The organism is Streptomyces sp. NPDC050147 (assembly GCF_040660195.1).
GTDB lineage: Bacteria > Actinomycetota > Actinomycetes > Streptomycetales > Streptomycetaceae > Streptomyces.
In genome coordinates this window covers 65,462-85,542 of record NZ_JBFALJ010000018.1, presented here as the reverse complement: position 1 = coordinate 85,542, position 20,081 = coordinate 65,462, and the positions used below count along the sequence as shown (strand labels likewise).

The 20,081-nt window shown below is 70.6% G+C and carries 17 protein-coding genes; 6 read left to right on the top strand and 11 right to left on the bottom strand.

Annotated elements, in window-relative coordinates; translation table 11 throughout:
• Positions 1-12: 12 nt before the first annotated feature.
• The 5 genes from AB0I94_RS26000 to AB0I94_RS25980 all read right to left on the bottom strand — a co-directional run bounded on the left by AB0I94_RS26000 (position 13) and on the right by AB0I94_RS25980 (position 4,685).
• Positions 13-813: a polysaccharide deacetylase family protein gene (locus tag AB0I94_RS26000; RefSeq protein ID WP_363312063.1), complete on the bottom strand. Its 801-nt coding sequence runs from the start codon at positions 811-813 to the stop codon at positions 13-15.
• A 31-nt stretch (positions 814-844) separates the two neighbouring features.
• Complete coding sequence (locus AB0I94_RS25995) at positions 845-1,876, bottom strand: glycosyltransferase family 2 protein (RefSeq protein WP_363312062.1); 1,032 nt, start codon at positions 1,874-1,876, stop codon at positions 845-847.
• Entirely contained in the window at positions 1,873-2,703 is an 831-nt protein-coding gene (locus AB0I94_RS25990) for a glycosyltransferase family 2 protein (protein WP_363312061.1), read from the bottom strand. Before AB0I94_RS25990 ends, AB0I94_RS25995 begins: the two co-directional genes overlap by 4 nt.
• A gap of 379 nt (positions 2,704-3,082) precedes the next feature.
• On the bottom strand, positions 3,083-4,183 hold the full coding sequence (locus AB0I94_RS25985) for a GNAT family N-acetyltransferase (RefSeq protein WP_363312060.1): 1,101 nt from the start codon (positions 4,181-4,183) through the stop codon (positions 3,083-3,085).
• A gap of 1 nt (position 4,184) precedes the next feature.
• Positions 4,185-4,685, bottom strand: a complete 501-nt coding sequence (locus AB0I94_RS25980) for a hypothetical protein (protein WP_363312059.1) — start codon at positions 4,683-4,685, stop codon at positions 4,185-4,187.
• Positions 4,686-4,849: 164 nt separating this feature from the next.
• On the opposite strand from AB0I94_RS25980, the gene AB0I94_RS25975 reads away from it, so the two are divergent.
• Complete coding sequence (locus AB0I94_RS25975) at positions 4,850-5,674, top strand: SGNH/GDSL hydrolase family protein (protein ID WP_363312058.1); 825 nt, start codon at positions 4,850-4,852, stop codon at positions 5,672-5,674.
• A 16-nt stretch (positions 5,675-5,690) separates the two neighbouring features.
• Here the strand turns inward: AB0I94_RS25975 and AB0I94_RS25970 are convergent, their stop codons facing one another.
• On the bottom strand, positions 5,691-7,319 hold the full coding sequence (locus AB0I94_RS25970) for a serine/threonine-protein kinase (protein WP_363312144.1): 1,629 nt from the start codon (positions 7,317-7,319) through the stop codon (positions 5,691-5,693).
• Between the two features lie 1,253 nt (positions 7,320-8,572).
• Here AB0I94_RS25970 and AB0I94_RS25965 point away from each other — a divergent pair.
• On the top strand, positions 8,573-8,839 hold the full coding sequence (locus tag AB0I94_RS25965) for a hypothetical protein (protein ID WP_363312057.1): 267 nt from the start codon (positions 8,573-8,575) through the stop codon (positions 8,837-8,839).
• Between the two features lie 200 nt (positions 8,840-9,039).
• On the top strand, positions 9,040-10,767 hold the full coding sequence (locus tag AB0I94_RS25960) for an amidohydrolase (RefSeq protein WP_363312056.1): 1,728 nt from the start codon (positions 9,040-9,042) through the stop codon (positions 10,765-10,767).
• A 30-nt stretch (positions 10,768-10,797) separates the two neighbouring features.
• On the opposite strand, the gene AB0I94_RS25955 is transcribed toward AB0I94_RS25960, so the two are convergent.
• Both AB0I94_RS25955 and AB0I94_RS25950 read right to left on the bottom strand, forming a co-directional pair.
• Entirely contained in the window at positions 10,798-11,580 is a 783-nt protein-coding gene (locus tag AB0I94_RS25955) for an ABC transporter permease (protein WP_363312055.1), read from the bottom strand.
• A gap of 61 nt (positions 11,581-11,641) precedes the next feature.
• The gene (locus tag AB0I94_RS25950) at positions 11,642-12,580 is read right to left on the bottom strand and encodes an ATP-binding cassette domain-containing protein (protein WP_363312054.1); all 939 of its coding nucleotides are present in this window, start codon (positions 12,578-12,580) and stop codon (positions 11,642-11,644) included.
• 63 nt (positions 12,581-12,643) lie between these two features.
• On the opposite strand from AB0I94_RS25950, the gene AB0I94_RS25945 reads away from it, so the two are divergent.
• Entirely contained in the window at positions 12,644-13,354 is a 711-nt protein-coding gene (locus AB0I94_RS25945; protein ID WP_363312053.1) for a TetR/AcrR family transcriptional regulator C-terminal domain-containing protein, read from the top strand.
• A gap of 96 nt (positions 13,355-13,450) precedes the next feature.
• On the opposite strand, the gene AB0I94_RS25940 is transcribed toward AB0I94_RS25945, so the two are convergent.
• The 3 genes from AB0I94_RS25940 to hmgA all read right to left on the bottom strand — a co-directional run bounded on the left by AB0I94_RS25940 (position 13,451) and on the right by hmgA (position 16,849).
• Entirely contained in the window at positions 13,451-14,665 is a 1,215-nt protein-coding gene (locus AB0I94_RS25940; RefSeq protein WP_363312052.1) for a type ISP restriction/modification enzyme, read from the bottom strand.
• Positions 14,666-14,680: 15 nt separating this feature from the next.
• Positions 14,681-15,430 (bottom strand): GntR family transcriptional regulator, encoded by a 750-nt coding sequence (locus tag AB0I94_RS25935; RefSeq protein WP_363312051.1) that lies wholly within the window; start codon positions 15,428-15,430, stop codon positions 14,681-14,683.
• A gap of 63 nt (positions 15,431-15,493) precedes the next feature.
• The gene (gene hmgA / locus AB0I94_RS25930) at positions 15,494-16,849 is read right to left on the bottom strand and encodes a homogentisate 1,2-dioxygenase (protein ID WP_363312050.1); all 1,356 of its coding nucleotides are present in this window, start codon (positions 16,847-16,849) and stop codon (positions 15,494-15,496) included.
• A 101-nt stretch (positions 16,850-16,950) separates the two neighbouring features.
• Here hmgA and AB0I94_RS25925 point away from each other — a divergent pair, with 101 nt between their 5' ends.
• Together AB0I94_RS25925 and AB0I94_RS25920 are read left to right on the top strand one after the other, a co-directional pair.
• Positions 16,951-17,583 carry a TetR/AcrR family transcriptional regulator gene (locus tag AB0I94_RS25925; RefSeq protein WP_363312049.1) on the top strand — a complete coding sequence of 211 codons (633 nt, stop codon included), beginning with the start codon at positions 16,951-16,953 and terminating at the stop codon, positions 17,581-17,583.
• A gap of 145 nt (positions 17,584-17,728) precedes the next feature.
• Positions 17,729-19,981 (top strand): molybdopterin-dependent oxidoreductase, encoded by a 2,253-nt coding sequence (locus AB0I94_RS25920; RefSeq protein WP_363312048.1) that lies wholly within the window; start codon positions 17,729-17,731, stop codon positions 19,979-19,981.
• Positions 19,982-20,081: the final 100 nt, after the last annotated feature.

Genomic DNA, 20,081 nt, shown 5'->3' with positions numbered 1-20,081 from the left:
GCGGTCGACGTGTCAGACACGGGTACGAGTTGCCTTCCGGCGGGCCTGTCGGGCTCTGCGGACCACGGCGTACCCCTTGGTGTGGGCACGGTCCCTTGCGAAGTTCAGGGCGATCGAACGGCCCTCGACGAGCCGCTCGAACTCCTCGATGCCGGTGGAGCGACGCACGGTCACCCGCTGCAGGGCGTACGGCCCCTGCGCGCGCCGGGCGAGGCCGTTGCCGACCGCCAGCGACTGGGAGAACCCGGCGCCGCGCACCGTGCGGCGCACCCGCCGGCTCGAATAGCCGTACGGGTAGGCGAAGGAGGCGGGCCGGGTGCCGAGCTCTTCGGTGACGATCTCCCGGCAGCGCAGCAGCTCGGACCAGAGATCGTCGTCGTCGAGCTGGTCGAGCTGCGGGTGTGTGTGGCTGTGCCCGCCGATCTCCGTGCCCGCGGCGGCCAGTTGGCGCACCTGGTCCCAGTTCAGCATCAGGTCGAGGCCGCCCCCGGTGTCGTATGACCCGCGCAGCCAGCCCGTGGAGACGAAGAGCGTCGACGCGAAGCCGTGCTTGGTGAGCACGGGCAGCGCGTGCCGGTGCACGCCCTCGTAGCCGTCGTCGAAGGTGATCAGGACGGGCCTAGCGGGCAGCGCGCGGCCGGGCGAGCGCCAGATCGCGGCGAGACCGGCCGTGGTCAGTGGGGTGAACCCCCGCTCGCCGAGCAGTTCGAGCTGCTCGGCGAACGCCCCCGGGGACACGGACAACGCCCGGGTCTCCAGGGTCGGTTCATGCGCGATCGAGTGGTACATGAGTATCGGCACGGGAGCGTTCATGACCGCCCGCCTCGGCCGATCGGTGCCGTGCTCATGCCGCAGCCCCCTCACCGTCCGCATCCGTCCCGATCCCCACGACCGAGAAAGAGGCGCCTGACCTGCGCGCGCGGACACTCCCGAGGACGTACCCCCCGGCCGCCGTGACCACGCCCGCCACGATGGCTCCCGCGCGACCCGCGCCGCCGGGACGGGCGAGCAGCGCGTCCCGCACCCCGCGCCCGACACCGGCGGGAAGGACGCGCGTGGCGTAGCGCCGCTCGGACTCGAGGCCCTTGTCCGCGCCGACGCTGCGGGCCACGAGCGCCTTGGACAGGCCCTCCGCGTACGTCCGCGTGCGGAAGTACCGGAATTGCTCGCGCGCCGCGGGGACGCGGTGGTGGATCACCGCCCGGTCGTCGATGAGCAGGATCGCGTCCGGCCTGGCGCGGGTGAGGCGGATGCACAGCTCCGTCTCCTCGCAGCCCAGCGGACGCTTGTCGCCGTCGCGCCCGATGCCGGTCGCGAAGCCGCCCGCCGCCTCGAACGCGGTGCGGCGGAAGGAGGCGTTTCCGCCCAGGACGTTGCGCACCCGCACGCGCCCCTCGGGCAGCCCCTTGTACGTACAGCCGACGACCCAGTCGAACTCCTCGGGGAACCAGGCGGGCCTGCGCCGGGACTCCCAGACGGGCATGGTGCGCCCGCCCACCGCGAAGACCTTCGGGTCGGCGTACCCCTCGGCGAAGTGGCGCAGCCAGTCCCGCTCCGCGACCGCGTCGTCGTCGAGGAACGCGATGATCTCGCCGCTGGAGGCGGCGATCCCGGTGTTGCGCCCGGCGGAGAGGCCGCGGGGGCCCGCGTTGGCGAGCACCCGCACCCCTTCGGTCTCCTTGTACTCCTTGCCGAGGCGGTCGAGGAGCGAGACGTTGTGATCCACCACGAGCAGCGTTTCCAGAGCCGCCAGGGACTGTGCCCGCACCGAGGAGACCGCCGCGAGGATGTCCTCCCAGCGGTCCTCGGTGTAGACGCAGATGACGACGGAGATACCCGCGACCGTGCCTCCCCCGTGGTGGTGGGCAGCGCTCAAGACACCTCTCCCTGACGCGTGCGGAAGGGAACACCACGAGTACGGCGGCGCTGCCCACGGCGGTTGGAGCGCTCCGTGAGGATGACCCTCAGGACGCGCAGACCGTCGCGTACGGCGCTGAGATTGCTGACGCCGTGGATGCGCAGATACTCGTGGCTGGGGATCTCCTGCACCTTGAGCCCGGCCTTGACGACCCGGATGTTCATCAGGGTCTCCACCTCGAAGCCCGTGCAGTCGAGGTCTATCTTGTCGAGGCAGTGCCGCCAGAAGGCGTTGTAGCCGTAGCACAGGTCGGTGTAGCGGGCGCCGAACTTGGCGTTCACGACGGAGCACAGGACGTGGTTGCCGAGCTTGCGGATCGGCGTCATGTCGTCCGTGGCTCCGCCGTTGGCGAAGCGCGAGCCCTTGGCGAAGTCCGCGCCCGAGACGAGGGCGGAGACGTAGCTGACGATCTCGTGCCCGTCTGCCGAGCCGTCCGCGTCGACCATCACGATGATGTCGCCGGAGCACGCCTCGAAACCGGTGATCAGGGCGTCACCCTTGCCCTTGCCCAGTTGCCGCACGACCTTCACGTCCGGCCACAGCTCTCTCGCCACGGCCACCGTGTCATCGGTGGAATTGCCGTCCACGAGCACGACCTCGTGGATCCAGTCGGGCAGTGTCTTGAAGACGTAGGGAAGATTCTCCGCCTCGTTCATCGCGGGAATCACGACGCTCACCGGCGGTGTGATCGCCAGGTGCGTGGAAATCGGGCGGTAGTTACCGGTCAGTGCCGGCTTCTTTAACGGGTCCTGATCCGGCTCGGCCGGGCGCACAAAAGACGTCATGAGTCTGATCCCTCTCGTCCGGTGGACCGCCCACCCCCGGGCAGTCCGGCTTTGTATCCGGTTCGAAAGGGGGGTTGTCACTTGCGCATGACGAAATGGATCTCCGTGCATGCCGAGTGAGCTGGCATCGCGCGGGTCGTGACTCGGCAAGAATGCAATCGCCGAGCACGGCACCCCCCTACCGCGCCCCGCGCCGGAACCACCGCGATCTTGAGCCCTCCCCTAGATCGCATTGCGTGATGGATCGATGCGGGTGGATGTATGACGGTATTGATGATTGAGACCGTATGGCAAGACCTGGAACGTGGCCTCACGTTTTCGATGATTTGGCCGGTCTTGGCGGGCACATATGGAGTGCCCTGTTCCTGTCTTCTTGCCGCTACTCCTTCTTTCTTGATCGTATTTTTCCGAACTGTTTCAGCAGCTTGTCGGCGGGTTCAAAGAATTCCGGTCTCGACAAGACGGTGTTGCGCAGCGCCCTGACCGGAGCGCGCCGCGCCCGGTGGCCGAGCGCTGTCGGATGGCGCAGAGCCACCCACCCCTCGGACACGGTGAGTTCGCGTGTCTTCAGGGAGTCCTTGTACTGCTTCTGGCCCCGCCCGAGGTCGAGATATGCGATGCCGTCGGCGGCGGCCGCCTCCGCCATGTGCAGATGCATGATCAGGCCGGGCGAGTACTTGGCGAACGCCGGGTCGTAGGCCGGGAACCACTGCGCGATGATCCGCTCGGAGCGCAGTCCGAAGTGCGCGGCGACCGGCACCTCGCCCACATACAGCACCGAGAGCAGGCCGGCGAACTGAGCGGACCCGGTGTGGAAGAGCTGCCGCACGAGCTGCGTGATCCAGGCGTGCGCGAAGCGGTCGCTGCGGCCGGTCCTGCGGTACTGGGCCGACTTCCACCCCATCAGGGTGCGCAGGACCGCGGGGTCCCGCTCGTCGTGCACGTAGCGCACGGGGCCGTGGTCGCGCCTGAGCCTGCGCTCCTTGGCGTGGGTCGTGCGGATGAACTTCGGCGACTTCGCCTTGAGCTGGGCGAGATAGGCCTCGTACCCCTGGTCGATGTCCATGACGGGGGAGGCGAAGGAGCCGGAGGCGCCCGCCTCGAACGGCCCCTGACCGCCGGCCAGATGGTCGAACTCGTACACCGCGAGCCCGCAGGCCCGCAGCAGCTCCCGCGTGTCCCACGTGAAGCCGGGCCGGTGCACGAGGCCCTGGCAGTCGGAGACACCGAGGCCGATGGCCCGGCCGACGCCGGTGATGGATCTCTCGAACGGGAAGAACGCCGCGGGCTCACCGGCCTCGCGTACGACCGCGATCCGCACCCCGCGTCGGCAGCGGCCCACCGCGAGGGTGAACTCCGGGGAGAGGAAAGGATTGGCCAGCTCGGGAGCGCCGTGCAGGTGGGCCTTGGACTGCAGAGCCGTCCAGGCCACCCGGTCCGCGGCGGTGAGTTCTCCGGGGCGGTGCACGGTGATGTCCACGTCAGGAGGTCCGCCTCGTCGGGGTACGGCGTCGAAGTTGCCGTACCAGTACCAGCAGATAGATGAGCGACCCGATCACGGTGATGGCGACCACCCCGCCGCGTACCGACCACATGTGGAGGGCCAGCATCGCCTGGGCCACCAACAGATTGACCGCGACGGCCCCGGAAACGGAAGTAACGATCCGGCCCCATGGATCAAGTCCGCCGAGAGCCGCGCCGATTGCCGCGCCGGGCGCGGCCAGGAGGAAGAACAGGGTGAAGGGCGCGCGCAGCGGCGAATCGATGTCCGTGAGTGCCAGCATCGCGCCGACCGCGCCCACCGCCACCGCCATGCCCGCCAGCAGCGACAGCGCGTCTTCGTGACGTCTGGGACGCTCCCCGGGCTCTCGCCCGGTGTCTGATGACGGTGCCTTGATCCTTATGGTCTGCATGGGCGACTTTGCCCCCCGAAGCGCCGGATGCCGGGCTTCAATGTCGCGCAGTCGGCGGCGGCGCGTCAAGACGCGGAGGGGCTGCGCAGATGTTCGGCGATGAACCCCTGAACCGGAGCGTAACTCCCTGTGTGGGCAGGGGAATTGAAGGGGAACTTATTGACATGAGCACTATCGACCGCTGAGGGGAGTGGTACCACAGTCGAGGCAGAAATCCTGCTAAGGGAGGTTCCATGAGATTGTCCCGAATCACGGCATACGCTTCCTCACTCCTCCTCACCACCGCCTTCGCCCTCACCGGGGCCACAGCGGCTCAAGCGGACCAATCATCCGGTCAACAGGCCGCGGCCACCGGCTATGTGGCGCTCGGCGACTCCTACTCGTCCGGAGTCGGAGCCGGCGCCTACGACAGCGGAAGCGGTGACTGCAAGCGCACTCCACGCGCGTACCCCGCACTGTGGGCGGCCGCCAACTCACCCTCCAGCTTCAACTTCACGGCTTGCTCGGGCGCTCGTACGGGTGATGTCGTGGCCAATCAACTCGGCCCTCTCGGCTCCGGTACCGGCCTTGTCAGCCTCTCCGTGGGCGGCAACGACGCCGGCTTCGCCGACGTCATGACGACCTGCGTGCTCCAGTCGGAGAGCAAGTGCCTCGCGCGCATCGCGCAGGCGCGCAGCTACGTCGAGACGACGCTGCCCGGCAACCTCGACAGGGTCTACTCGGCGATCAGCGCCAAGGCACCGGCCGCCCAGGTCGTCGTGCTCGGATACCCCCGCTTCTACAAGCTCGGCGGAGGCTGCCTCGCCGGCCTCTCCGAGAAGGAACGCGGCGCCATCAACAGCGCCGCCGACTTCCTCAACTCCACGACCGCCAAGCGCGCCGCCGACCACGGCTTCACTTTCGGCGATGTGACCTCCACCTTCACCGGGCACGAGATCTGCTCGGGCGACGCGTGGCTGCACAGCGTGAACTGGACCAACATCGGCGAGTCCTACCACCCCAAGGCCGCGGGCCAGTCCCGCGGCTACCTCCCTGTGTTCAGCGCCGCGGCATCCTGACCCACTCCGTCCGTCCCTACTCGTTCGGCGCATAGGAGGAGGCCCCGCCCGTCGGGGTCTCCTCCTCGCATGTCACCGAGTAGGCGACCGAGTTGGAGTCGGCTTTCACCGGGCTGCGCACCTCCACGCTGATCTCGTTTCGATGCGTCGAGCCCGGCTCCCCGCCGACCGTCTCCGTGTGGTGCACCTGCTTGGTCTTGTTCCCGCCGGAGGCGAAGCTGAGCGTCTTCCAGCCGGGGTCGCTCGGCTCGCCGGACTTGGTCACCCAGCGATAGTCGACCGTGACCGGAACCCGACCCACGGTGAACGTGGCCGTGAAGGAGGGGGCCTGCCCGGCAGCCGGCGGACAGACGCCGCTGTACTGCGTGTTCGAGCCGGAGACCGTGACCTTGACGGACTGCGCCGGGTGCGTGGTCGAACCGCCGCCGTTGCCGCCACCGCCGTCGTCGCCCCCTCCGCCGCCACCGTCCGTGGACCCGCCGTCGGTCGAGCCGCCGTCACCACCGCCGCCGTTGCCCGATCCTCCGCCGTCACTGCTGCCCGACGTGCCGTTGCCGCCGTTCTTGCCGCCGTCGGAGCCGCCTCCGTTGGCTCCGCCGTCGCCTGCTCCTCCTTCGGAGGGGGCGTCGTTGTTGCCGCCCCCTCCTCCGTCGTCGCGGTTGACCAGGGCGTACACGAGTCCGCCCAGCGCGAGTGCCAGGGCGACCAGGCCCGCGGCGAGGACAAGGGCCGTGCGGCGTGAGCGGGCCGTGGGGGCGGTGGTGGTCGTGGTGACGACCGGCTCCTGCCGGTCCGGAGGCGGCGGAGACGGCGAGGGCGCGCGGTGTTGCTGATGTTGCTGTTGTGACGTGACGGTCGGCATGTACGGCAGAGGCGTCGCCACCTGCGGGGTGCCGCCCGCCGCGACGAGCCGCAGCTGGTGCTCGGCCTCGGCGGCGGAGATCCGGGCGGCGGGGTCCTTCCGCAGCAGCCCTTCGATGACCGGGACCAGCGGCCCCGCGCTCCGGGGCGGCGGCAGCTGCTCGTCGACGACCGCACGCAACGTACTGAGAGGCGTGTCCTGCCGGAACGGCGAATGGCCCTCGACGGCGGCGTAGATCAGCACCCCCAGCGACCAGAGATCGGACTCGGGGCCCGGCCGCTGCCCCAGCGCCCGCTCCGGGGCGAGGAACTCGGGGGAGCCGACCACCTCACCCGTCATGGTGAGAGCCGAACTCCCCTCCACCATGGCGATCCCGAAGTCGGTGAGCACGACCCGGCCGTCGTTCGCGATGAGTACGTTGCCGGGCTTGACGTCGCGGTGCAGGACCCCGGCGTCGTGGGCGGCGCGCAGGGCGGCGAGCACCTCGGCTCCGATACGAGCGGCCCGCTGCGGCGGCATCGGGCCCTCCGCGTCCAGGACGTCGGACAGCGAGAGTCCCCGCACGATCTCCATGACGATCCACGGGCGCCCGTCCTCGCTCGCCACGTCATAAACCGTCACCACATTGCGGTGCGGGATGCGGGCGGCCGCCCAGGCCTCGCGCTCCAGGCGGGCGTAGAGCCGGTCGACCTCGCTGGCCGGGAGCCCCGCGGGCGCGCGCACTTCCTTGACCGCGACCTCACGGCCCAGGACTTCGTCGCGGGCCCGCCAGACCGTGCCCATGCCGCCCTCGCCCAAGCGGGCGAGCAAGCGGTAGCGCCCCGCGATCACACGCTCGTTCGTGCTCACGGGCGTCCCCCATCCGCAGCAGTGCGATTCTCCACAAAACTACCTCAACCGAGCGCGGTTGCCGCCCCCTTGAACACCAATCCACACCCCAGGGCGACCACGACCAGGGCGGACCCGCCGCCCGGCGACCGCCCGCGGGCCGCAGAGCTATTGCAGGCCCTGCGGCCAGGGCGACTCCGTAGCCGAGGGCACGGCGCTTCACGGGTGCCCCGCAGCGCTCGTCGCCCGAACGAGCGTTGCCCGCCCCTCCGCCCGATACCCCGCAGCTCCGTCCACCCCGAACAAGCTTTCCCGCCCACCCGCCCACCCGCCCGATTGCCCCGAAGCGGCATGGGCACCGGGTCGCAGTCGCCGACGCGACCCGAGGGGACGGTTCGGTATGTCCGCCCGGAGCACGGTTCGCGGCGCTCCGGCGCCGAAGCGGCCCCGCGGCCACCGGACGATAGCGAGGACGGACATACCGAGGCGGCCCCGCCCCCAGAACGGCGTGCGGGCGACCTCACGACGCTCCCACCGCCCGCTTGATCGCAGCCCGGTGGTAGACGGACGACGGGCGGCCCCGCCCCCAGGGCGGTGTGCGGGCGACCGTGCGATGTTTCCACCGCCCTCTCGATCGCAGCCCGGTGTTACACGAACGACGGCTCCCGGAACCCCGTGGCCGTGGCGCGGCGGGCGTGGCCGGGCGTCTGGCCGTGCCTCTCGGCACCGTCAAGACGCGGCTGCGCGACTGCCTGGGCGCCGCTACGGGAGGCCCGACGTGAGCCGTGGCTTCGAGAGAGCCGCCGTTCGGGCGTCCCGCCCGCCTGCGCGAGCGAGAGCGCGCCGAAGCACGTGAGATCGCCCACGTCCTGGCCGCTCCGGACGCACGCGCGAGCGGGAAGAGAAACACGTGGGGTCGCGGCATCGACGTCGTCGCCCCGGTGTCCACGCGGCGCGCCGTAGTGCGTCACGGGCCCGAGCGCGTCCACCGCGTCACTGGCCGTGACCGCCGGACCCGATGAACGCTCAGAGCGGCCCGCTTCCGCCCCTCTTGTCCAACTCGCCCTGGAATCAGTCGTATTCGGAGAGTAATCGTCAACCTCCTTACGGGGTAGGTGAATCCTGTGACCGGGATGCACGAGTGTCGGGACGGGGCGATAGGGTTAACCTGCCCTGGGCCGGGTGCCCTCGTACGGGTGGGGAGTGACATGGAACAGATAACGGTGCGCAGCAGGGCGCGTGTCCCTGCGATCACCTGCGGGAGCAGCGCGACCAGCTCGCGTCTCGACCGCCATCTCGCAGTGCTGGGCGGCCCCGCCGTCCCGCAGGTGGAGACGGCGGAAGCGACGCTGCTGATGCGTGAGCTGACCTCGCGGGGCGCGCACGACCGCAGTGGCCACGGTGCACGTGTGCGGAGGGTCTCTCTCTTCGCTCCCTTGCGCAGGCTGCGTCGGTCGCTCTTTGGGGGTCGCTGACCACGGGTGGTCGGGGGTTCGGCCGCCGCTCAGCGGCGGATTTGCTCCCACCCACCCGCCCCTTCCCACTTCACACACGTCACTCGACAAGCACTCCTTGTAACACCCGTGTCATGCGCACCTGTTGACGCCGCAACTTCCGGGCCCCAATGTGGCTGGTTGATTGGCTGATACACCCAACCTCACCCCCGGAGGTGCGCGTGTGTGACCTGCACGATCAGCATGAGCATGAAGCACTCCCCGCGAGCGGCCCGTCGCTGAGCCGCCGCCACATCATGCAGCTCCTCGGCGCGGCCGGTGTCACCGCCGGCGTCATGACCGCCGACGCGGACCCGGCGATGGCCGCCGGCGCCGACGACAGCCCCGCGGCCTACGAAGCGCCCGAAGACCTCGCGGCCGACACCCCTGCCAAGCGCGCGGCGCTCGACTGGATCACCTCCCACGACGACCGGATCACCGGCCTGAACGCCGAGATCTGGGACAACGCCGAGCTGTCCCTGCGCGAGTGGAAGTCCTCCATCGCCGAGGCCGACTTCCTCGAACAGGTCGGATTCGACGTGAAGTTCGGCACCGCGGGCTTCCCGACGGCGTTCACCGCCACGTTCACGTACGGCAGGGGCGGACCCGTCCTCGGCTTCAGCGGCGAGTACGACGCGCTGCCCGGCCTCTCACAGAACAAGGGCGTGGGCCACCACGATCCGCGCGAGTACGTCCACGACCCCTTCGCCCCGAGCTACGGCCCCGGCCATGGCTGCGGCCACAGCGCGCTCGGCACGGCGGCGGCCGCCGCCGCGGCAGCCGTGGCGCAGGCCGCGAAGAAGCACCGGCTCCCCGTCACCGTGAAGTTCTTCGGCTCCACGGCCGAGGAAGCGCTGATCGGCAAGACGTACGCCGTCAGCAAGGGCGTGTACGACGGCCTCGACGCGTTCCTGGACTGGCACCCCTCGACGGCCAACGCGACCGGCTGGGGCACCACCACCGCGATGACCGCCGTCACCTTCACCTTCCTCGGCGTGGCAGGGCACGGCGGCACCCCGCTCGGCAACAAGTCCGCCCTGGACGCCGCCGTGATGATGGCGACGATGTCGGAGTTCCTGCGCGAGGAGAACCTCGCGCCGAGCGGCCGCCTGCACTGGGTGATCAACAACGGTGGCGACATCCCGAACGTCACCCCGGAGATCGCCGAGATTTCGTACTACGTACGCGAGGGGAGCCCCGCCCGCGTCCAGGTCCTCCTGGACAAGGTGATCGCGGTCTCCGAAGCGGCCGCGAAGGCGTCCCAGACGACCGTCCGCCACCGCGTCACCTCGGCCTGCTGGAACCAGCTCCCGGCCAAGGCCTTCGCCGAGCTCCTGCACGCCAACATGCGCGAGATAGGCCCGCCCCGCTTCACCTCCGAGGCGCATGAGCTGGCCAAGGAGCTCCAGGAGTCCCTGGGCCTTCCCCAGAAGGGCATGCACGACAAGATCGGTGAACTGACCCCGCCCAACCCGGTGTTCATGGGCGGCGGCTCGACGGACGTCGCCGACATCAGCTGGAACGTCCCCACCGTCTCGATGGGCGCCGCCCTCGCCCCCATCGGCACCAAGATGCACACCTGGTCCACCGCGGCCTGCGCGGCGGCCGCTCCCGGTCAGGCCGCGGTGATCGCCGCAGCGAAGTACCTGGCGGCGACCGCGATCGACCTGATCACCCAGCCCGAGCGCCTGAAGGCGGTCAAGGACGAGTTCAAGGAGCGTACGAAGGACGTCAGTTGGAAGACCGCGCTGCCGGACGGCTATGAGCCGCCGATGTACGAGCCCCCGGCGTGGTTCCTGAGGAAGACCGGCCAGAAGTGGCCGCCGCCGAACATCACGTGGCCGCCGAAGCGGGTGGTGTCCCAGGAGAAATTCTCCTCGCTCGGACCGGAGCTCGCGCCCCAGAAGTAGTCCGCCCCGAAGGAGAGTGCGGCCGTCCGCTCACCGTCCCCCGTGCGTGTACCGGCGGACGGCGAGCGGCACGCACACCGCGAGCAGGACGAGTGACCAGAGGATCGCCCCGGCCACGGGATGCGCCACCGGCCAGGCGGCGTCCGTCGGCACGGGCGCGTTGCCGCACAGATCACGCACCGCCGTCGCGACCGCGCTGATCGGATTCCACTCGGCGACGGTGCGCAGCCACCCCGGAAGCCCGTCGGCGGGAATGTACGCGTTCGAGAGCAGCGGCAGCATGAACGTCGCGCTGCCCAGCTGTCCCGCCGCCTCCTCGCTCCGCGAGACGAGCCCGAACAAGATGCCGACCCAGGTCGCCGCGAACCGGAAGAGCAGCAACAGGCCGAAGGCGCCCAGCGCTTGAAGTGGGCCGCCCTCGATCCGCCAGCCCATCGCGAGCCCGACGAGCATCAGCGGCACGAGCCCCACCGCGGTGGTCAGGAGATCGGCTGCGGCCTGCCCGAGCGGCACCGCCGAGCGGCTCATGGGCATCGTGCGGAAGCGGTCCATGACGCCACGGTGGGAGTCCTGGGCGGCGGTGAACATGCCGGTCATGATGCCGTTCGCGGCGGTCGCGACGAGCATGCCCGGGACGAGGAAGGCGCGGTAGTCGGTGCCGGGCATGGCGAGGGCGCTGCCGAAGACGTAGCCGAAGAAGAGCAGGAAGACGATGGGCATCGTCTGTGTCATGACGAGGATGGCGGGCGCGTGCCTGATGCGCCGCAGATGCCGGCCGAGGACGGCGGTGCCGTCGTAGAGGATGGCGCTCATGCAAAATCCCTTCGGGGCGATCGGGTGGGTGGGCGGGAAAAATTTGCCGCGAAGCGGCGGTCTAGGAAACGCGAGCGACGAGCCGCAGAAAGACCTCGTCCAAAGTCGGCGCCCGAAGCGTCGCGTCGACGACAGGCACCCCGGCAGCATCAAGCTCCCGTACGACACGCGGAAGCGTGAGATCCGAGTCCAGGGCGACGACCCCGGCGGTGCGCCGCTCGGCGTCGAGGACAGGCTCGCCCCCGGTGAGCTGATCGAGGACGACCGCGGCAGCGGACAGCGCCTGCGCCGCCGCGTCCCGTGGCAGGACGACCTCGACGTAACTCCCGATCTGCGCTTTCAGCGCGTCCGGCGTCCCCCGGTGCGCCGCACGCCCCCCGTCGATCAGGACGACCTCGTCGGCAAGCTGATCGGCCTCCTCCAGATACTGCGTGGTCAGCAGGATGGTCGTCCCCTCGGCGGCCAGCTCCCGTACGGAGTCCCAGATGCCGTTACGGCTGTGCGGATCGAGCCCCGTGGTGGGCTCGTCGAGGAACAGCACCCTCGGCCGTACCAGCAGACTCGCCGCGAGGTCGAGCCGCCGCCGCATGCCCCCGGAGTAGGTGCGAGCGGGCCGGTCGGCCGCGTCCGTGAGGCCGAACCGGTCGAGCAGCTCCTCACCCCGCGCCCGCGGAGCCCGCAGCAGCCGGGCGAAGAGCCGCAGATTCTCCCGGCCCGTCAGGTCCCCGTCGACGGAGGCGTACTGCCCGGTCACCCCGATGAGCCGCCGCACCGTGGCAGCCTCCCGCACCACGTCGTGCCCCGCGACGAACGCCCTCCCGCCATCCGGTGTCCGGAGCGTGGTGAGCAGCCGCACCGCGGTCGTCTTGCCCGCACCGTTCGGTCCGAGCAGCCCGCACACGGTGCCCTCGGGGACGGCGAGGTCGAGCCCGCGCAAGGCATGGACGTCCCCGAAGCGCTTCTCCAGGCCTTCACTAAGTACAGCGTACGTAGAAGTCATGCGGGCACGGTACCTCACTACGTACGCTGTACGTAACTAACATGGGGAGCGAGGTGATGATCAATGGCGGGCCGAGCGGCCGAACCGGAAGTGATCTGGGCGCGCCCCGAGCGTGCGGGCCGTGGCCCGAAGCCCGCGTACAGCAGGGCGGACATCGCGGCGGCGGCCGTCCGCATCGCCGACGCGGACGGCATCGACGCGGTCTCCATGCGCAGGGTCGCGGCCGAGCTCGGCTGCGGCACCATGTCGCTGTACAACTACGTACCGCGCAAGGAAGACCTGTACGAGCTGATGGTCGACGCGGTGAGCGGCGAGTACGTGCTGCCGGCCGGACCGCCGGACGGCGGCTGGCGCGCCGAGATGCTGGCGCTCGGCCGGCAGACCCGCGAGATCATGCGGCGCCACCCGTGGCTGCCGCGGATCATGTCGACGCTCTACGGCTTCAGCCCGAACGCCCTGCGGTATCTGGAGCACTGCCTCGGCGCCCTGGAGGATCTCGACGCGCCCTACGGCACCAAGATGGAACTCATCGGGATGGTCAACGGCTCGGTCATGACGTACGTCGTCAACGAGTTCGCCATGGCGGAGCGCGCGCGGGCTCTGCCGTGGTCGGAGGAGCAGGAGCAGCAGGCGCGGTTCGCCTACCTCGCGGGGCAGGTGGGCGGTGGGGCCTATCCGCGGCTCGCGGCGGCGCTCACGGAGGGGCCTTCGCCGGGGGACGCCGACGAGGTGTTCGACCGGATGCTGAACCGGCTCCTGGACTCGTTCACCTGAGAGCCGGTACCGGTGCCCATGCCGGTGCCGGGGCCGCCGTCGCTCAGGCCGGGGTCTTTTCCTCCTGGTCCCGGAGGCCCGCGCGGGCCGGGCGGCTCAGATGAGGGCGAACTGGCCGCCGGGGCCTTCCTCGTGGTGGTCCAGGACCGAGGCCGGGCGGCGGGCCGTGCCGGGCACGGGGAGGATGCCTGCCCGGTGCAGTGCGTCCGCGGTGATGGCGGAGGTGGTTGCCCCCTCGAACGACCTGCTCAAGTCGGCTTGGAGGGGGCGGAGTTCCGCCAGCAGCGCGAGTACCGTGATCAGCTCCAGAAGCTCGGACGTCCAGACCTGCGGCCACTCCGTCGGCCGGATCGCCTCCAGGGAGCCTCTCTCACCCGTCTCCGTGCGCCGCGCGAACCACAGCTCAAGGACCCGCACGCCGCTCACCTCGAACTCCCACGCCTCCCGCGGCACCGGCGAGATGCGGCCCGCGTCCACGCACAGGGCCTCCTCGTCGGCGTCGTACGAGACCTCAGCGGGGCGGGCGGGGAGCGGCGCGCGGACGTAGGGTCGCCGGCCGCCGGGAAGCTTCGGCCGTGTGCCGTCACCGCGGGCCTGGAGCGCGAGGACGCGGCGCCCAAGCTCCGTGCCCCGCGTCCAGAGCTCCGGGTCGGACGTCAGCGGCACCCGGCACCCGGCCGGTGACGGCTGCGCGACGGCGAGCGTCCAGGCCAGCAGATCCCCGGCGTCGACGACGTCCTGGCCGAGCGACGCGGACAGATGCGCCAGCAGGCCCGGAGCCGCATTGGGTTCGATGCCCCCGGGGCGGCGGAACAGCGGGCGGATGCGGCCCGGCCGCCCGGCGGGGGAGCGCCCGTCCGGCAGCACGGCGGAGGCAAGGACCGCGGGGCCCGAGGAACCGGTGACGTGACCCTGCTCGACGAGGAACAGCTGACCCTCGCCCGCGACGCGCCACAGCTCCGGGCGCGCGGCGTCGATGAGCCGGTGGTCCGGGATCAGCCACTGTTCGTCGAAGGGGCCGTGCAGGACGCGCACCGGTTCGGGGCAGGGGCCGGGCTCGGCGGCCAGCGGCACCGTGCCGCCCGGATGGCCCGGGAGTTGGGCGACCGCGGTGTGCAGCGTGCGCGAGCGCGAGGGGGAGAGCAGCTTCTCGCGTTCCGCCGTGTCCGCCCGCACGAACGCGGACCAGCGGGCTCTGAGGGATGCGGCGTCCGGTCCCATCGGCCACCCGCGGCCCGGCCGGAGCGGTGCGACGGACCACGGCATGAGGTCCGCGAGCAGCGGCGCTTCGTCGTGCGTCACGCCCGGCATCGTACGTCGAGACCCTTACGTCGCGTCGAGGGTGACCGTGAAGGAGAAGCGGTCCCCGCGGTAATGGATGCGCGCCACGTCCAGGGCGCGTCCTTCCTCGTCGTACGTGATGCCCGTGTAGTGCAGGATCGGGCTGAGCAGCGGCACTTCGAGGAGGCGGGCCGTCTCCGGGTCGGCGAGCGTGGCCTCGACGGTGTCGGTGATGCGGCTGATGCGAACGCCCACCACGTCCCGGAGGACCTTCGTCATGGGCCAGCGCGTCAGGTCGTCGAGGTCGACGCGGTCCGCGAGCTCGGGGCGTACGAAGTTGTGGGCGTGGTTGGTCGGTTCGCCCGTCTTCTCGTCGCTGCGCAGCCGGTGGTACGTCGCCACCTCGGTCAGATCCGGGAAGTAATCGGCGAGTTCACCGGAGACCGGGCCCGTGCCGTGCGCGAGCAACCGCGTGCTCATGCCCGACTGCTGGGCCACGATCGCGTCGACCGAGCCGAGCAGCCGGACCGGTGAGCCGCGCTGGGCGCTCGGCTCGATGAACGTGCCGCGCCGCCGGTGCCGGGTGATCAGGCCCTCGTCCTCCAGCTCCTTGAGCGCCTGGCGCATGGTCAGGACGCTCACGCCGTAGTGCCCCGCCAGCTGCTCCTCGGTGGGCAGCCGGAGCGGGGCGTCGGGCGTGCGGCCGAGTATCGAGGCGCGCAGGGACTGCGACACCTGGTACCAGAGCGGCAGCTTGCGATTCAGGACGATCGAGTCCGGGGCGAAAGCGGTCACGGTCTCTCCGAATCAGTCAATCAGTCCGCATCGGCATCAGCATCGAAACGGATCAGTTGCCGATCAGTTTCGAAAATGGCGCTCCAGACCCTCCCACACATCGTCGTATCCGCGCTGCAGGTGTCCGGCCTGGGCTGCCTGTTCGGTCGCCGTCACCGGCCAGCGCGTCTCGAACATGAAGGCAAGCCCGTCGTCGATCTTCTGGGGCTTCAGCTCGGCGGCCGACGCCTTCTCGAAGGTGTCGCGGTCGGGGCCGTGCGCCGACATCATGTTGTGCAGCGAACCGCCGCCGGGCACGAAACCTTCCGCCTTCGCGTCGTACGCGCCCTCGATCAGGCCCATGTACTCGCTCATCACGTTCCGGTGGAAGTACGGCGGCCGGAAGGTGTCCTCGCCGACCAGCCAGCGCGGCGCGAACACGACGAAGTCGACGCCCGCCAGGCCCGGGGTGTCGGACGGCGAGGTGAGCACCGTGAAGATCGACGGGTCCGGGTGGTCGTAGCTGATGGTGCCGAGGACGTTGAAACGACGCAGGTCGTACACGTACGGGACGTGGTTGCCGTGCCAGGCGACGACGTCGAGGGGCGAGTGGTCGTAGGTCGCCCGCCACAGGTTCCCGCAGAACTTGTTCACGACCTCCACCGGGCGGCCGTCGTCGGCGCTGTCCTCGTATCCGGCGACCGGAGCCCTGAAGTCCCGTGCGTTGGCAAGGCCGTTCGCGCCGATCGGGCCCAGGTCGGGGAGCTGGAAGGGCGCGCCGTAGTTCTCGCACACATACCCGCGGGCGGTCTCGTCGAGGAGCTCCACACGGAAGCGCACCCCGCGCGGGATGAGCGCCACCTCGCCCGGCTCGGCGCACAGCAGGCCGAACTCGGTGCGAAGGAGCAGCCCGCCCCGCTCGGGTACGACGAGGAGTTCGCCGTCCGAGTCGCTGAACACCCGGTCCGTCATGGAGGCGTTGGCGTGGTAGAGGTGCACGGCCATGCCGGTGCGCTGGGTGGCGTCGCCGTTGCCGCCCAGGGTCCACAGGCCCGCGAGGAAGTCCGTGCCGGGTGCGGGCTCGGGGAGCGGGTTCCAGCGCAGGCGGTTGGGGTCGGGCGTCTCGGTGAAGGGGGCCGTCCGCAGTGCGCCGTTGTCGACGCGGGTGAACGCCGGGTGCGCGGCCGAGGGGCGGATGCGGTAGAGCCATGAGCGGCGGTTGTGCGCGCGGGGCTCGGTGAAGGCGGTGCCGCTCAACTGCTCCGCGTACAGGCCGAGGGGGGCGCGCTGGGGCGAGTTCCGGCCGTGCGGCAGGGCGCCGGGCACGGCTTCGGAGCTGTGTTCGTTGCCGAAGCCGGAGAGGTACGTCAGTGCCTCGGCCGTCTTGCGTGCGTCGCTCGCGTCCGCACGCACTGCGCCGCTGGTGTGTTCCCGGCTCATCATCGCTCCCTCGTCAACGATTCCTATGGGACACCGTAGGATTCACTTTTTCCTTCCGCAAGGGGGTCCATGGATGTGAACAATGCTCTACTCTCCCGGGGATGCCCCACCGTGATCAGCCACAGCACCCTGCGCCCCCGAAGACTTTGCGCCGCGTGCCCGTGCAGGAGCGCAGCGCCGAGCGTCTGACCCGCATCCTCGATGCCTGCGCCGACCTCTTGGACGAGGTCGGCTACGAAGACCTGAGCACCCGCGCCGTCGCCGCCCGGGCGGGCGTCCCGATCGGCTCGGTCTACCGCTTCTTCGGCAACAAGCGGGCCATGGCCGACGCTCTGGCCCACCGCAACCTCGACGCCTACGCGGAGCGCGTGGCGGCGCGGATGGCCGGGGTGGAGCGCGGCGACTGGCGCGGTGCGGTCGACGTGGCCTTCGACGAGTTTCTCGCCATGAAGCGCGGCGTCCCCGGCTTCGGCCTGGTCGACTTCGGCATCCCCTCGGCCCCCGACGCGATGCCCGACGCCAACTCGGACGTGGCCGCGCGGGTGGCGGGACTGCTCGCGAGCCACCTCGACCGTCCACTGGACAAGAAGCTGCGCCGCACGGTGCTCGTCGGTGTCGAGGCGGTGGACGCCGTCCTTCAACTCGCCTTCCGTGTGCACCCGTCGGGCGATCCCGACCTGATCGACGAGACGCGGACCCTGCTGCACTCCTATTTCGCGGGCTCACTGGACTGAACGTTTCGCGGGCTCACCGGACCGAACGCAGGGGACGCGGTGCGCGGTTTCGCGACGGGATCGTTCGCGGGGCCTGACGCCATGCATACCGGTCGGTATGGTGAGAGAGCACGTGCGCCTCAGCCGCCGCCCTGGAGGGTCCTCCATGCCCAGCACAGCCCTGCGTATCTGCCCCCTCTGCGAAGCCACCTGCGGGCTCACGCTCACCATCGAAGGGACTGCCGGCGCCGCGCGCGTGACCGGAGCACGCGGGGACCGGGACGACGTGTTCAGCCATGGCTTCATCTGCCCCAAAGGCGCCTCCTTCCCAGAGGCCGACTCCGACCCCGACCGCCTGAAGGGCCCCCTCGTACGCAAGGACGGCGTGCTCCACGAGGCGAGCTGGGACGAGGCGTTCGACGCCGTCGCCGCCGGGCTGCGCCCCTTGATCGAGCGGTACGGGCCGCAGGCCGTCGGCGTGGTGCTCGGCAACCCGAACGTGCACACCATGGCGGGCGGCCTCTACCCGCCCGTGCTGCTCGGCTCGCTCGGCACCCGCAACATCTTCACCGCGAGCACCGTCGACCAGATGCCCAAGCACGTCTCCAGCGGACTCCTCTTCGGCGACGCGTTCGCCATCCCCGTGCCCGACCTGGACCGCACCGACCATCTCCTCCTGCTCGGCGCCAACCCCCTGGACTCGAACGGCAGCCTGTGCACGGCCCCCGACTTCCCGGGCAAGCTGAAGGCGCTGCGCGCGCGAGGCGGCACACTCACCGTCGTCGACCCACGCCGCACCCGCACCGCCAAGCTCGCCGACCGGCACCTCGCGATCCGGCCCGGCACGGACGCGCTCCTGCTCGCGGCCATGATCCAGGTCCTCTTCGCGGAGCAACTCACCGACCTCGGCGTGCTCGAAGGCCAGGTGGAGGGTGTCGACGACGTACGGGAAGCCGTACGGCACCTCACCCCCGACGCCGTGTCCGCGGCCTGCGACGTGCCCGCCGACACCATCCGCGCCCTCGCCCGCGACCTGGCCGCCGCGCCCACCGCCGCCGTCTACGCCCGCATGGGCGCGAGCACCGTCGTCCACGGCACGCTCACCAACTGGCTGGTCGACGTACTGAACGTCCTGACCGGCAACCTCGACCGGCCCGGCGGCGCCCTGTTCCCGCTCTCGGCCACCGACCGCGCACCGCGCCCGGCGGGCCCCGGCAAGGGCTTCGCCCTCGGCCGCTGGCGCAGCAGGGTGAGCGGGCACCCCGAGGCCAAGGGCGAACTGCCGATCGCCGCGCTCGCCGAGGAGATCGACACTCCCGGCGACGGCGCGATCCGCGCGGTCGTCGCCGTCGCGGCCAACCCCGTCCTCTCGACGCCCGACGGCGACCGGCTCGACAAGGCCCTGGCCTCACTGGACTTCATGGTCAGCATCGACCCGTACCTGAACGAGACCTCCTGCCACGCCCACGTGATCCTGCCCCCGCCCCCGCCCTCCCAGAGCCCGCACTTCGACTTCGCCTTCAACGGATTCGCCGTACGCAACCAGGTCCGCTACACCCGCGCCGCGCTGCCCCTGGCGGACGGCAGGATGGCCGAGACGGAGATCCTCGCGCGTCTCGTCCTGGCCGCGAGCGGTATGCACGGCGGTGACCCGGCCGCCGTGGACGCGATGGTCGTCGACAAGACCCTCGGCAAGGCCGTCACCGAGCCGCACTCGCCCGCGTACGGCCGCGACCCCAAGGAACTCGCCGCTCTCCTCACCGGCGAAAACGGCCCCGAGCGGCGGCTCGACCTGATGCTGCGCCTGGGCCCCTACGGCGACGGATTCGGCGCACACGAGGACGGGCTCACCCTCGACCGGCTGCTCGCCCACCCGCACGGCATCGACCTCGGACCGCTGAAGACGCGCCTCCCGCAGGTGCTCAAGACGCGCAGCGGCCGGGTGGAGCTCTTCCCCGGACCGATCGCGGACGACCTGCCGCGCCTGACGGACGCGTTGCGCGCCGCCCCGGACGAGCTCGTCCTCGTAGGACGCCGCCACCTGCGCTCCAACAACAGCTGGATGCACAACGTGCGCACCCTCACCGGCGGCTCCAACCGCTGCACCCTGCACGTCCACCCCGCGGACGCGGCCCGCATCGGCCTGGAGAACGGCGGCCACGCGCGCGTGGAGGCCGCCGGCGGCTCGCTCACCGTCCCCGTGGAGGTGACCGACGCCGTGCGCCCCGGAGTGGTCAGCCTGCCGCACGGCTGGGGCCACGACCGTCCCGGCACCCGCCTGGCCGTCGCCGCCGAGAACCCGGGGGTCAATGTGAACCAGCTCCTGGACGGCACCCTCCTCGACCCGCTCTCCGGGACGTCCGTACTGAACGGCTTCCCGGTGTCCGTCACCGCCCTCGTTCCAGCGACAACTCGTTGACCTGGAGTTTTGCGCTTATTGCTCACACGTCAACATCTTGTTAACACTTGAGAACGGGTCCTAACGTCAACCGGACCGCCAGACCTGGTGGGAGTTCGAT

Excerpts from the sequence above, each read along its gene's own strand:
- AB0I94_RS25990 (WP_363312061.1), bottom strand. The coding sequence starts at position 2,703 with ATGACGTCTTTTGTGCGCCCGGCCGAGCCGGATCAGGACCCGTTAAAG.
- AB0I94_RS25950 (WP_363312054.1), bottom strand. The coding sequence starts at position 12,580 with ATGACTTCTACGTACGCTGTACTTAGTGAAGGCCTGGAGAAGCGCTTC.
- AB0I94_RS25925 (WP_363312049.1), top strand. The coding sequence starts at position 16,951 with ATGCCCCACCGTGATCAGCCACAGCACCCTGCGCCCCCGAAGACTTTG.
- AB0I94_RS26000 (WP_363312063.1), bottom strand. The coding sequence starts at position 813 with ATGAACGCTCCCGTGCCGATACTCATGTACCACTCGATCGCGCATGAA.
- AB0I94_RS25975 (WP_363312058.1), top strand. The coding sequence starts at position 4,850 with ATGAGATTGTCCCGAATCACGGCATACGCTTCCTCACTCCTCCTCACC.
- AB0I94_RS25970 (WP_363312144.1), bottom strand. The coding sequence starts at position 7,319 with ATGGGCACGGTCTGGCGGGCCCGCGACGAAGTCCTGGGCCGTGAGGTC.
- AB0I94_RS25920 (WP_363312048.1), top strand. The coding sequence starts at position 17,729 with ATGCCCAGCACAGCCCTGCGTATCTGCCCCCTCTGCGAAGCCACCTGC.
- AB0I94_RS25965 (WP_363312057.1), top strand. The coding sequence starts at position 8,573 with ATGGAACAGATAACGGTGCGCAGCAGGGCGCGTGTCCCTGCGATCACC.
- hmgA (WP_363312050.1), bottom strand. The coding sequence starts at position 16,849 with ATGAGCCGGGAACACACCAGCGGCGCAGTGCGTGCGGACGCGAGCGAC.
- AB0I94_RS25945 (WP_363312053.1), top strand. The coding sequence starts at position 12,644 with ATGGCGGGCCGAGCGGCCGAACCGGAAGTGATCTGGGCGCGCCCCGAG.
- AB0I94_RS25940 (WP_363312052.1), bottom strand. The coding sequence starts at position 14,665 with ATGCCGGGCGTGACGCACGACGAAGCGCCGCTGCTCGCGGACCTCATG.
- AB0I94_RS25955 (WP_363312055.1), bottom strand. The coding sequence starts at position 11,580 with ATGAGCGCCATCCTCTACGACGGCACCGCCGTCCTCGGCCGGCATCTG.